This window comes from Corallococcus sp. AB032C (genome assembly GCF_003668935.1).
GTDB classification, from domain to species: Bacteria; Myxococcota; Myxococcia; order Myxococcales; family Myxococcaceae; genus Corallococcus; species Corallococcus exiguus.
In genome coordinates, this window is sequence record NZ_RAWP01000045.1 from 41,999 (window position 1) to 54,467 (window position 12,469).

The following is a 12,469-nucleotide window of genomic DNA, read 5'->3' on the forward strand; positions in this document are numbered from 1 at the left end:
GAAAGGCCGCAGCTCTCTTGGCAACATGCTCTGGGCTTTGTTTGCGGCCACGAATGGCGGCAGCCCTTTTCAGTACGGATTCCGGCCGTTGCTTCTTTCCTTGCTGTACAAGGCTGATGCGCTGTCGAGCTTCATCACTCAACTTTCGCCCACGTTGCGCTATAGACATTAGCTGACGGGACGCAAGCGTGTGTTTTCTCCCTCGCAATGCCGCGCCCCGAGCTGCGCGAACCTCTTGAGGAGGATTAAGCGCACCTTCTCCGCCGTCAGTCATATTGGTTAGCCGCCAACCAATGGCTCGGGCGTGTGAAATCCAGAACCGCTCTCGACTAGCAAGATCTTCTGGACGATCCACTTCCTCAAGAATGACAATCCCGTAAGACATCCCTAGCGCCAACAGCGATCTAATCCAGTTGGACTTGTGTGTTCTCTCATGCTTCAGGCGGGCAGCTCGACGATGATCGCGAGGCCTGTGCAGTCCCCTGGCACTCTTGCCGATGTAGCGAACCTCGCCGGTACGCGGGTCGGTCAATCCATAAACAATGTACTTAGAGACAGAAGAAGCTGTCAGCGAAGACCAAATCATGCACACCCCATAAAAGTGCATCTACGCGGTCATCACGGCGGCCGTTGATGCCGCTGAATTTGGCGAGCTGCGCCTCCAGCTTCGGGAAGGTGCCCACCAGCTCGATGCGGCCCGTCTCCGCCAAGGCGCTCACCGGCTCGGCACGCTTCGACTTCGCCTCCCGGGCGCGCACCGGCTTCACGTTGACCTGGACGCCCATCTCCGAGGCCACGGTCTGGATGGTCGTCTCCACCATCTCGCCACCGGAGTTCACCTCCGCCACCAGGGCGTCGCAGCCGAAGGCCAGGTACTCGCGAATTGCGGCGGCGGCCCACTCACGCGGCGAGCCCCGGAGGCTCGCGTCCTTGAGCACCGACACGCGCTTGAGCGGCGTGCCATCCGTCCCGACCAGCGGACTGCTTCTCACGCCCTGGACGACAATGCCCGTCTCGTCTGAGCCCGTCTCGCTGGTGGGCGCTGGGTCCACTGACACGATGCGCCGGTCCAGTCCCTGTGCGTACTCATGGGCATCCGCATCCACCCTGCCCCACTTCGCGGAGCCAAAGATGGCGCCGGGAACGTCCATCAGCAGCCGGCCCAGGACCTCCTGCTGCCCCCAGCGCGTGTGCATGAGAGCGCGCATCGTGGCGACCGCACTGGGCGCCAAGTTGGCGCGGTTGGCCAGCGAGGAGCCTGTGCGCAGCACCACGCCCGGCCGCAGCGTCTTCGCTTCAGCATCCGCGAAGAGAAGGTCTTCCAGCTTCCGCAGCGGCCGGGGCGTTCCGGTGAGTAGCAGCTGGGGTGGGTGCGCTGAGGTGCCGATGCGCAGCACCATGGGAAGCTGGTCCAGGGCCGCCATCTCATGCTTCCACGAGGCGGGCTCGTCGCCCCAGGCCCAGCCACAGTTCGGGCCTCGCAGCCGGTCTGGCTTATCCGCCGAGTAGCAGATGGCGTAGACACCGTTGGGCCACGTCACCCGCCGCTTGCTGGGCTCGTACACCGGCAGGAACCAGGGCGGCGACAGTGCCAGGATGCCGCTGGAGCCTCTGATCATCGTGTCGCGCACGTCAGCCGCAGTGGGGCCGACGAGGGCGCCGATGGACTTCGCTTCCCGGGCCTTCTGGATGATCCACCGTGCTCCGCTCCACGTCTTCCCGAAGCCCCTACCCGCCATGATGACGCAGGTGTTGAAGGACGCTGGGGGGACCTGTTCTCGGCGCGCCCAGAAGTCCAGGTCGTGGACGAGGGTTTCCACCTCGGGATGGGTCATCCTCCCGAAGAGGCGCGTGAGGCCTTGGCGGGTGCCGGCCTGGCGCACCATGAACGCGGCGGGGGACTCGTCCGGGGCGAGCTTCTCCAGCATGCCTGCGAAGGGCAGGCGCTCACGGCGCATCGTCGCCCCCACTGCTGCTGGCCCCCGCCGTTGCTGCGGGAGCGTCCGGCAGCAGGCGGCCCAGCCGGTCCATCAGCAGCTCGCGCAGCGCGCGCTCGTCGGCGGCCTTGTCCTCGGGCGCCACCTCCGCGACGTTGTCACGCCTCCCGTAGAGTTCCGGGAAACGCCGAGACAGAAGCCACTGCACATGCTTCGGGTTGTGCGCAGCAGCCGCCATCAGCATGTCCGTGGCGGACTGCATGAAGCGCGCTTCTGCCGCGCTCACCGCGAGGAAAAAGTCGTGAAAGCGGCCCCTTTCCTCGCCCGCGCCGCGATGAAACCAGCGCGAGAGGGTCTGTTCGTTGATGCCAACGAGGCCCGCGACAGCGCGGCGGAAGAGGCCGCGCTCCAGGTGGCCGCAGATAAGTGCCTGAACTTCGGGAGTCAGCTTGGATGGGCGAGCCATTTCCCCTGAGAAATGGGGGCGGTTTCGCTGAAGATTCGTGCCTCACGCCCGGCAAAACTCAGGGCGACGCGGACCGAGCCGCGTTTTTTGCGAGATTTTTCGAGCGTGGGGGCCCGCCGAGCAAGGCAGGAACGGGACGACCGTCCCAAATTCGGACCCGGGGGGGCCTCAAGCCATGTTCAACGTGACTGCAATCCGGGCAGCGCCGCCACGATGCGCTCGTGGCAGGCCACCAAGTCCACGCAGGACACCGCCCAGCGCCGCGTATACGCCCCGCCCTCGCACGTTTCCGCGACGGACAGGGCTCCGGCGCCCTTCGGCACCTGGACGCCGCACAGGGCGCAAGGCGCGGCGTGCTGGTTGCGGCGCAGCTCCGGCGCCCGGTCCGCGCACGAGAGGTGACACGGCCCCGTCCCCAGCGTGTACTCGATGCGCTCGCCCTTCAGCACGGGCGCACCGCATGCAGCACAGGGGCCGCCACGCTGGGCGACGAGGACGGGCATCAGTCGCCCCTGTCCGCCAGACGCTCGCGGAGCTGCTCGTGGGCACGGGCCAGCAGCACGTCCAGCCGGCTGCGTGGCTCGTTCCAGTCTTCGGCCACATCGCGGATGCCGCACGCCTCCCGCCCCAGGCCATGGACGCGGGACACCAGCTCGCACAGCTTCGGGTCCAGCCGCAGCACCTCACGCCGGAGACGAGCGCACTCCTCACGCAGCGCGTACAGCTCCTCGACGGTGGCCACCTCCAGCGCCAAGGCCGCGTCGTGCATCTGCGTGAGTGAGCCGGGCAGCGACTCGGCCGCGTCATCACGGCTCACCAGTGGCATGGGCCGCGTCTTCGGCTGGCCCTTGCGCCCGCGCTGGGCTGCGTCCGAGGGACGGACGTCCGCGTAGTGCAGGCGGATCTGCTCCATGATGGCCCGGCGCGCCCGCCACTCTACCCAGGTGGAGAACGTCTGCCGGCCGCGCTTCTCTGGCTTGTACGTCTCCACGGCCTTGAGCGCTTCGAGGAGCGCCACCTGGACGAGGTCGTCCTCCAGCAGCGAGCCACTGAGCTTCTCGTAGCCACGGGCCTGCCGTCGCAGCTGGGGCTCCAGCAGGCGCAGCAGCGCGTCCACCAGCTGCCGAGCCCGCCCGGACTCGCCCGCCGCATGGCGCCTGTGAATCTCGCTCACCAGCTCATCCGGGCTCGGCCGCGACGCTCCGCTACGTGAAACATGAGACTCCCGCTTCGCTGCACTGCCCTTCTTCACGCCTTGCCCCTCTCGTGCGTTGAGAAACACGTCGTTCCCCATGCGACAATGTGCGACGCGCACAGCAAGACACCTGCCATGTCACGCAGGGAGGGCATGCCTCCGCTATGCGTGAAACATCCACGCACTTGTGACATGGCGGGATACAGGGCGTTCCGACTTGCTGTGTCCGGATGGACCCACATAGTTGCTTCCAACAGCCAGGACCTGGGGAGTAGCATCGCCGTCTGACACGGCGCCGCGTGCCGCCATCACCCGGCAGGTCTCCAGCCCCTCCCCTGCAAATGGGGGCAGCCGCAGGCCGTGGCTTTTCGAGGGCATTCCGTCGCAGGCGCCAGAAGCGGCACCGCAAGGCAGGGCGGCGAGCCCAACACACCCGCCACACACCTATCACTCTCGTTCTCTCTCTTTCATAGAGAGACTGAAAGAGAACTACATATATACGCGCGAGAACCAATAGGAGATAGGACAACGACCCCTGTGTGTGGTGTTGCCGTGTGCCTCGGCTGCTCCTGCCGCTGCACGCCACCCGTGGAAAGTGCCCCCATTGAGACAGCGAAGGGCGTCGTCCGTGCTGGGCGCGCCCGCTGCCGCGAGGCTGGAGCACACATCACCCATGAAAGTCGCATTCTACGAATCCGCCCAGGACAACACGCCGCGCGTCGAGGACTGGGACTGGACGCGGCTGCGCGCACTGCTCACCACGCATCGCCGCAGCAAATGCCCGCAGACGCCCTGCCCTGGCCGGTGCCCAGCGAAGAACGGCCCCGCCTGGAGCCCCGTGGACATCGGCGAGCGACGCGGCAACGACTTCGTGCACGCCATCACGCTTGCCGTCTTCGACCTGGACCATCTGACGCCGGAGCAACTGGCGGCGCTCGAAGTGCTGGAGCGCGACGGCTACGCCTACGCCCTGCACACCACGCACAGCCACCGGCCACCAGACTTCTGCATGCGGCTCGTTATGCCGCTGAGCCGCCCGGTGCTGCCGCGCGAGTGGCCAGCCGTGCGAGCCGCCGCCCTGGCCATGCTGCGCATACCGGCGGATCCAGCCACAAAGGACCTGTCGCGGCTCTACTACCTGCCCGACGCGCCCGAGGGTGCCGAGTGCTTCGCGGAAAGCGCGCAGGGCAAGCCCCTGGACGTGGATGCCCTGCTGGCGTCGTCACGCGCGAGCACTGCGCCGGCGCCGCCGCTGGCCACCGTGGACATGCAGCACTTGGCCACGCTGCTGCGCCGCCATGCGCGTCCGGAAAACAAGCCGCTCGTGGGCCGGGCGCTTCGCGGCGAGCCGCTGGCTCCGCGCGGCAGCCAGGACACGTCCCTGCAGCAGCTCATGAGCACCGTGGCCTTCTGCTTGCCCAACGACACGCCAGACACGGCCATCGTGGAGCTGCTACGCCCGTGCTTCGCCGCGACGGACTGGGGCCAGGGCACGGAGCACCTGGTGGCGGAGGCACTGAAGAAGCTGCACCGGGCCCGCGCACGCAAGGCGGAGCGCGACGTGAAGCGGCTTGCGGCGAACCACGACCTCGTGGCCCTGCTGGGCAAGCCCCTGGGGGCACCGACGTCCGCCGAGAAGCTGCCTCCCGTAGACGAGGGACTGGAGACGCCGGAGGCCTGGGGCAAGGAGCTGCTCACCTACGAGACGCGGGACGGGGAGAAGAAGCTGCGCAACTGCGAGGCCAACCTGTCCATGGTGCTGCTGCGCTCACCTGAATGGCGGGGCACGCTGCGATTCAACGAGACCTCGAAGGAAATCGAGTTCACGGACAGCCCCCTGCGCGCGGACGTGCGACAGGACGACCTGGACACGGAGATAGCCGTCTGGGTCCAGGGCAGTAGCTACGGGCGCCTCGGCCTCATGCCCCGCCCCGCCCAGGTGCGCGACGTCCTCCGCCAGGTCGCCCACGCCAACGCCTACGACCCGCTCCGGGACTACTTGGAGGGCCTCGTCTGGGACGGCAGGCCGCGCATCGACACCTTCCTGGAGCGCTACCTGGGCGCCACGGGCGACGTGGCGCACCTGCGCACCATCGGCCCCAAGTGGCTCATCAGCGCCGTGGCACGGGCGCTCCGTCCGGGCTGCAAGGTGGACACGGTGCTCATCCTGGAAGGTGCCCAGGGGCTCCGGAAGTCCACAGCCTTCCGTGTTCTGGCGGGAGAGTGGTTCAGCGACGCGACGTTGGACATCGGCCACAAGGACTCTGCCGCGCTCGCATCGCAGTTCTGGATCATCGAGTTGGCGGAACTGGACGCCGTCCGGCGCGCGGCTGACGTGCAGGCACTCAAGGCCTACGTGTCACGCAGCGAGGATACCTACCGGCCACCCTATGGGCGCGTCACGGTACGTACGGCGCGGCGGTGCGTCTTCGTCGGCACCACCAACAGCGAGGAGTACCTGCGCAACGACCCGAGCGGCTACCGGCGCTGGTGGCCGGTACGGTGCACGTCCATCGACATCGAGGCGCTAAAGGCGGACCGCGCGCAACTCTGGGGGGAGGCAGTGGCGCGCTTCCACCAGGACGAGAAGTGGTGGTTGTCGGAGGAGGAAATCCCTCGTGCCGAGTCCCAGGCGAAGGAGCGCAGCGAAACGCCCAATGACGGGAAGCGAGACGCCATCGTCCAGTGGCTCCTGCGCATGCCGCCCTCGCGGCGTCCGGTGGACGTGCCACTCCTGACCGTGGCGGAGGAGGCCCTGGGCGTCCTGAAGGGCAACCTGAACGCGGCGACCGACAGGGAGATCGCCAGCGTCCTTCGCGACCTCGGTTTCCGGAAGCGCATCCAGAGCGTGGCCACCGTTCGGCGGCGCGTCTGGGTGGTGCCGGAGGCGCTGCGCACCGCGCCCGAGGAGCGAGCGCCCGCGCGCGTCATCACGGGAGCCCAATTCGCCGATGAATGAAGCTACTGATGGGGCTCGCCCGTCCCATTGAGGGCGAGCCCTATAGCGGAAGAACCAATTCACCGTGGATGCAACATTCACCGCAGTCCATCCATTTATCCCCAGATATCAACAGGGAGCGCCTCGGTTGCGCCTAGCTAGCAAGTCTCTGCGGCACTGCCTCATGCGAGGCAGGCACAGCACCACGCTCCAAATCATGTAGCGCAACCGGCCCGAGTCGGCGCCTCAGTTCCTGCTCACACTCGTCAATCTTCTTCACATCGTCCTCAAACAATCTCTTCCAGGCATCTGGCACTGAGCCCGCGTGATTAAGCTCCATGACATACATTGACTCATCAACAATAACATCCGCCCGGACCTTCCAGAGCCGCTCAACAGGTTCGATTAGTGATTTTTCAAAGTGCAAATCAGCCAAAGCCCAAGCATCAAGGAGCGCATTGGCGGCCTCATACATGATGCGCCGCTGTGAAGTTTTGGCCGCCAAATAACTGTCTCCCTTCGACATCTTCTCTCGCTCTGCTCTATTCGCCTCATCCCTACTCACCACGACTGAAGGATCCGTCATGCCGCGAAGGGCTAGCAACAATCTGAAGGAAGCCGACCAAACTGTCTCGGCAACCTCTGCACGACGCTCTGCTCTTTTTGTGTGCCTGATTCTTTCCAGCTCTCTTGGGATGGCTTGCTTGAAGCCCCACACCGCAACAGCAAACGCCGCAACAGAGAACACTCCACCAAGGAACGAACCCAAATTCGACAACGCCTGAAGCAATGCAGCCAGATTTGAGACATCTGAAGTTTGCAAGTCAAATCCCCCTTTATGCATTGAGCCAGCTGACCAGCCTAGCTTGGCGGCCAGCGACAACACCATACCCCTTAGGGGGAGGCAGGCATACCTACTACGGGCCCCATCCCAAGGCAGAAGATCGCAAAGACACAGCCACCGCTGAAAATTGCCCCCATTGAATGGGGGGTGAGCCCCGCCCGCGAAGCACCGGAGTCCCACGCCATTGAAGGCGGCGTCCTTCGACACCTGTCCGTCTCGCAGTTGCGGAAGTTCGCCCTCTGCGAGCGCGCGTGGTTCTTCGCCAAAGTCCTCCGGCTGCCTGAGCGGCCCCTCAAGGCCCGGGAGCTTGGCACCGCAGTCCACGCCCAGCTTGAGCATTTTCTGCGCACGGGCCAGGACGTGCTGGGCCCCTTCGCGGCGGCCGGCAAGCACCTCCTGCCCGCGCCAGGGGCGGCTCTCCTCGTAGAGGAGCACTTCGGCCAACCCTCCCCGCTCTTCGCGGATGGCATCCCGCTCACCGGCTACATCGACCTCGTCAATCCGCGACGCCTCACCGAGGGCGTACTGCGCGTCACGGACCACAAGACGACGAAGTCCATCGCCAGCTACGCCGCCGCGCCCGAGCAGCTCGCCTCTGCCGCCCACGACGCCGGCATCCAGATGGTGGGCTACGGCTACTGGGCCGTTCTCGCCGCTGAGCGCTTCCCGGGACTGAAGCAGCTGGAGCTGGAGCACCTCTACTTCCAAACCCACGGCGCGAAGCTCGCCCGCTCCGTCGTCACCACCGTCAGCGTCGAGCACATCCGCGACGAGTGGCACACGCACGTCGAGCCGCTGGCGCGCCGCATGCGCGACGTCGCGCGGACCACGTCCCCCAGCCAGGTCAAACCCACTTGGAGCGCCTGCCAGAAATACGGCGGGTGCTCCTTCCAGGCGCAGTGCCTCAACTCGCAGTCGCAAGGAAGCAAGACCATGGCCCTGATGGATCGCATCCTGAAGCCCCAGACTCCGCCCGTGCAGCCCGCCGCGTCCGCGCCTGTGGTGGCTCCCACGCCGCCCGCGCTCGCCCAGGCCGCTCCAAAGCTGGAGCTGGCGGCGGTGCTGCCTCCGGACGCGCCCAAGAGCAATCCGGCGCTGGCTTCCATCCCCGCGCCCGAGACGCCCGCTCCGGTGGCCAGCGACGAGGCCCCGCGCCGCAAGCGCCGGACGAAGGCGGAGATGGAGGCCGCCCGCGCCGGCGCCCCCACGCAGCCCGCCGAGGCCAGCCTGTCCCTCTTCGTGGACTGCGTGCCCAACTGCCCCGTCGAGCCACTCGCCGGCTACGTGGGCCGCATGGTGGCGAGGATTGAGCAGGAGTGCGGCGTCGTGGACATCCGCGTCGCCCCCAACGACTCGCCCCTGGCCTATGGGAAGTGGAAGGGCGTCCTGGCCGCCACCATCCGCGCTGAGCCCCCCGAACCCGGCACCTACGCCGCCCTGGGCGTGGCCGGCAGCGAGCTGATGCAGGTCGCGGTGGAGGCCCTGGAGCCGCTGTGCGGCACGGGGCACTTCGTCCGGGGTGTCCGGTAGCGAGGGCCGCCCGTGAAGCTCCTCCAGCGCCTTGGCGTGACCCAGCCGCCGTCCCCGCCTCCGGGCGACGTGCCCCAGGTCGCCGAGAACTACTCGCGCACCGGCCGCTCGCCCGTGGGCTGGTCCTCGGACCTGGCCCGCATCCTCACCCTACCCCGCCGCGACCTGGCCGCGTCCTACACGGCAGCGGGCGTCGAGGCGCTGGAGGCCCAGCTGCGCGCCCCTGCAGGCCCCTGTGGCTGCGCGGCCATGTCCCCTGCCCGTCCATGCCCCACGCGGCTGCGGCGCGTCCAGGCCCTGGCGCTGCTGGAGGCGTCCCGCGTGGGCGGGCTGCTGGGCCCCATCGGCACGGGCCACGGCAAGGAGCTGACCACCTTCCTCATGCCCATGGTGATGCCGGCCTGCCGCGTGGCCTGCCTCTTCATCCCCGCCAACCTGCTGCCCCAGTTCACGGCGGAGTGGGACTACTACGGCGCGCACTGGCGCTTGCCCAACCTCGCGGGCGGACGCTGGTTCCGGCCTGGGCTGCCGGTGCTGCACGTCATCACCTACAACAAGCTCTCCAGCCAGGAGGCCACGGACCTGCTGGAGCGCATCCGCCCGGACCTCGTCATCCTCAACGAGGCACACAACCTCAAGGACCCGAAGGCCTCGCGCACCGGGCGATTCCTCCGCTATTTCGAGAAGCGTCCGGAGACGCGGCTCGTGGCCCTGTCCGGCACTTTCGCGTCCAAGAGCATCAAGGACTACGCGCACCTGTCGCGGCTGGCGCTACGCGAGGGCTCGCCATTGCCGCTGGCCCACCACGTTGTGGAGGAATGGGGCACCGCTCTGGACCCGGGCAAGGTGATTGCCCCACCTGGCGCGCTGGAACGGCTGTGCGAGCCCGAGGAGCACGTACGCGAAGGTTTCCGGCGCCGCCGCAACGACACGCGCGGCGTTGTCGCCACGGACGAGAGTGCCCTGGACAAGCCCCTCATCATCCGCCCGCGCTACCCGGGGCCGGTGCCCGCCGAGTTGCTGGCGCTCATCGAGCTGGCGCACGGTGGCGAGCGTCCGGATGGGGAGCAGTTCCAGGAGCAGCTCCAGGCCATGGCCTGCGCCCGGCAGCTATCAGCCGGCTTCTACCATCGCTGGCGCTACCCCAGGGGCGAGCCTCCAGAGCTGATCGAGGAGTGGTTCGCGAAGCGGAAGGCCTGGAACAAGGAGGTGTGGGAGGAGCTGAAGGGTGAGCGGCGCGAGCACCTGGACTCGCCAGGGCTGCTCACCAAGGCCGCCATTCGCGCACACATGGTGCCGCCCTACGAGGGCGACATGCCGGTGTGGCAGGCGGCAACGTGGCTGGACTGGGCGGAGATTCACGACGCGGTGCAGCCCGAGCCCCAGGCCGTGTGGGTGTCGGACTTCCTCGTGCAGGACGCGGCGGAGTGGGCACGGACCCAGGTGGGTATCGTTTGGGTGGAGTTCCCGGAGCTGGGGGAACGGATCGCTCGGGCTGCTGGCGTTCCGTTCTACGGCGGGGGCCAGACCGCATCCGAAGCCATCCTCCAGGAGAGCGGGCGGCGCTCCATCGTTGCGAGCATCAAGGCCCACGCGACAGGGAAGAACCTCCAGCAGTTCTGCCGCAACCTCGTGGTGACGCCTCCCTCGGACGGCGCCCTCTGGGAACAGCTCCTCGCGCGCACGCATCGACCTGGGCAACAGGCTGCGTGTGTCGAGGTGGAGGTGTGCCTCCACACGCAGGACTACGCGGCAGCATTCACGACGGCGCAAGAGCGGGCGCTGTTCATCCAACAGACGGACGGGCAGCCGCAAAAGCTTCTTATGGGGACAAACTTGTTGCCCCGGCCCGTTTGTTGTCCTCCATTGTCTTAGACTAGACTGCTCACAAAAGAGCCCCCCACAGGAGCAAGAAAGCGCCGTGTCAGCCGACAGCAATTCGAACCGTGTTTTCCGCCCGCCCTACCCTGGACAACAAGTCACAAACAATGACCGAACATACTACATGGGACAAGCAGTAGGACAAGGACACTTCGGAAGTGTCTATGAATGCATTGACGACTGGGGCAACCATCTTGCAGCAAAAATAATCACTCCCAAGAAGGAGTCCTACGAAGAGGTTAAACGGCGATGGATGCATGAGGCAAAGAACCTAATCCTTATGAGGCATCCAAACATAACCTATGTCTACGACGTATTCGAATACAACGACACTTTCTACATTATAATGGAGCGCTGTGCGCTAACTCTGAAGAACCTCATGGATGGAGCCAATTTCAACGGGCATCTATGGATTCTCCCAATCGCCAGATGCATCCTACAGGGAGTCGATTTCATTCATGATCAGGGGTATGCGCACAAGGACCTTCATTACCAGAACATCTTCATCTCGTTCATTCCGGACGAGGTAGTAAAATCAAGCCAACCCGCAACCGTATTCAAGGTTGGTGATCTCGGAATCAGCCGCCTTGAGGACGAAATAGACCAAGTAAACACCGTTCTTGCGGACTGGATGCGGCCTCCCGAGGCCCTTGATCCTCTCCAGTTTGGAACCATCAGCCGATTGGTCGACATCTACCACGCAGGCTTGTTGTTTCTGACCATCCTCCAAGGCCGTGTGCTTAGCTTTACGCGCGAAGAAGTTCTAGCGGGGGCTCCTCGCATAATGGCTGAATCCCTTGCATCCCCCTATGGACCCGCCATTGCGAAAGCACTTCGGCGCCACACCCAAAAGCGGACACAAACTGCCCTTGAATTCTGGCGCGACCTCAACAACATCGCCCAGGTCACCAGAAGCGATCCGCTAGCCCACTCTGCCTTCAGTCAATCAAGTAGAAAATAGGCCGGCATTCATTGTCGCTTTATTGAAACCCTAGCGCCGGCCCGTTCACCGTCAGGCCACGCCCAGAAATTGCCCCCATTGAAGCAGGTGAGGACGTCCTTCCGACGTCCCACTCAATGGGAGCAACGAGAGATGAGCAACGCAGCACTTTCGCGAATCGTCAGCGCCCAGGCGGCGCTGGGCGCGCAGTACCTCAAGGCTGGCCGCTACCGCTTGGAGGTGCAGTCCATCCGCACCAAGGACGGCTTCAAGGGTCTGTCCGCCATCGCTGAGCTGAAGGTCGTGTCCGCCGAGCGGACGCAACCCGCCAGCGAGCCCAGCCGCATCGGCATTGTGGCCTCCTACGTGGAGAACCTCTCCGACGCGAAGAAGAACGGCGGCGGACGCTTCAAGGCCTTCGTCATGGCCCTGGTCGGCGCCGAGGAGCAGGAGCTGTCCCTGGAGCAGCTCGCCAAGTTCACGGGCGACAAGCAGGCCGGGGCCTTCCTCCTCATCGACTGCGAGGTCTTCCCCAAGACGCTGCCCGAGAAGGACGGTAAGCCAGGGAAGGTCATCGAGGGCTACCGCTGGAGCACCGTCAGCCCCACGGACGACGAGTTGGCGGCGATTGAGGCGAAGCGCGCCGAGGCGAAGCTGCCGGCTCTCGCCGCCGCCCTGGCCTGAGCAGTCCCCTCCCCCAACGCTGCTGAGTACCTGGCGCGACTCCCCTACCGCCAC

At 65.9% G+C, this 12,469-nt stretch carries 10 protein-coding genes; 5 read left to right on the top strand and 5 right to left on the bottom strand.

From position 1 onward, the window contains the following. Nucleotides 1–548: 548 nt before the first annotated feature. The 4 genes from D7X99_RS20865 to D7X99_RS20880 form a co-directional block, all read right to left on the bottom strand. Complete coding sequence (locus D7X99_RS20865) at nt 549–1,958, bottom strand: terminase family protein (protein ID WP_121779306.1); 1,410 nt, start codon at nt 1,956–1,958, stop codon at nt 549–551. Further along, nucleotides 1,948–2,403 carry a hypothetical protein gene (locus D7X99_RS20870; RefSeq protein ID WP_121779307.1) on the bottom strand — a complete coding sequence of 152 codons (456 nt, stop codon included), beginning with the start codon at nt 2,401–2,403 and terminating at the stop codon, nt 1,948–1,950. Before D7X99_RS20870 ends, D7X99_RS20865 begins: the two co-directional genes overlap by 11 nt. A 179-nt stretch (nt 2,404–2,582) precedes the next feature. Beyond that, nucleotides 2,583–2,906, bottom strand: a complete 324-nt coding sequence (locus tag D7X99_RS20875) for a hypothetical protein (protein WP_147476202.1) — start codon at nt 2,904–2,906, stop codon at nt 2,583–2,585. Then, nucleotides 2,906–3,577, bottom strand: a complete 672-nt coding sequence (locus D7X99_RS20880; protein ID WP_158627042.1) for a sigma-70 family RNA polymerase sigma factor — start codon at nt 3,575–3,577, stop codon at nt 2,906–2,908. Before D7X99_RS20880 ends, D7X99_RS20875 begins: the two co-directional genes overlap by 1 nt. A 694-nt stretch (nt 3,578–4,271) precedes the next feature. Between D7X99_RS20880 and D7X99_RS20885 the strand changes: the two genes are divergently transcribed. Further along, the gene (locus tag D7X99_RS20885) at nt 4,272–6,557 is read left to right on the top strand and encodes a VapE domain-containing protein (protein ID WP_121779310.1); all 2,286 of its coding nucleotides are present in this window, start codon (nt 4,272–4,274) and stop codon (nt 6,555–6,557) included. 133 nt (nt 6,558–6,690) lie between these two features. Here D7X99_RS20885 and D7X99_RS42360 read toward each other — a convergent pair whose 3' ends face one another. Next, complete coding sequence (locus tag D7X99_RS42360) at nt 6,691–7,419, bottom strand: hypothetical protein (protein ID WP_147476203.1); 729 nt, start codon at nt 7,417–7,419, stop codon at nt 6,691–6,693. Nucleotides 7,420–7,527: 108 nt separating this feature from the next. Here D7X99_RS42360 and D7X99_RS20890 point away from each other — a divergent pair, with 108 nt between their 5' ends. The 4 genes from D7X99_RS20890 to D7X99_RS20905 all read left to right on the top strand — a co-directional run bounded on the left by D7X99_RS20890 (nt 7,528) and on the right by D7X99_RS20905 (nt 12,415). Next, nucleotides 7,528–8,910: a PD-(D/E)XK nuclease family protein gene (locus D7X99_RS20890; RefSeq protein WP_121779311.1), complete on the top strand. Its 1,383-nt coding sequence runs from the start codon at nt 7,528–7,530 to the stop codon at nt 8,908–8,910. 12 nt (nt 8,911–8,922) lie between these two features. Beyond that, complete coding sequence (locus D7X99_RS20895) at nt 8,923–10,785, top strand: DEAD/DEAH box helicase family protein (protein ID WP_121779312.1); 1,863 nt, start codon at nt 8,923–8,925, stop codon at nt 10,783–10,785. Between the two features lie 46 nt (nt 10,786–10,831). After that, entirely contained in the window at nt 10,832–11,752 is a 921-nt protein-coding gene (locus tag D7X99_RS20900; RefSeq protein ID WP_199756357.1) for a protein kinase, read from the top strand. A gap of 132 nt (nt 11,753–11,884) precedes the next feature. Beyond that, nucleotides 11,885–12,415, top strand: coding sequence for a hypothetical protein (locus D7X99_RS20905; protein ID WP_121779314.1), 531 nt, complete (start codon nt 11,885–11,887; stop codon nt 12,413–12,415). Nucleotides 12,416–12,469: the final 54 nt, after the last annotated feature.

Coding starts and splice junctions, on each gene's coding strand:
- D7X99_RS20875 (WP_147476202.1), bottom strand. CDS start 2,906: ATGCCCGTCCTCGTCGCCCAGCGTGGCGGCCCCTGTGCTGCATGCGGT.
- D7X99_RS20885 (WP_121779310.1), top strand. CDS start 4,272: ATGAAAGTCGCATTCTACGAATCCGCCCAGGACAACACGCCGCGCGTC.
- D7X99_RS20870 (WP_121779307.1), bottom strand. CDS start 2,403: ATGGCTCGCCCATCCAAGCTGACTCCCGAAGTTCAGGCACTTATCTGC.
- D7X99_RS20865 (WP_121779306.1), bottom strand. CDS start 1,958: ATGCGCCGTGAGCGCCTGCCCTTCGCAGGCATGCTGGAGAAGCTCGCC.
- D7X99_RS20905 (WP_121779314.1), top strand. CDS start 11,885: ATGAGCAACGCAGCACTTTCGCGAATCGTCAGCGCCCAGGCGGCGCTG.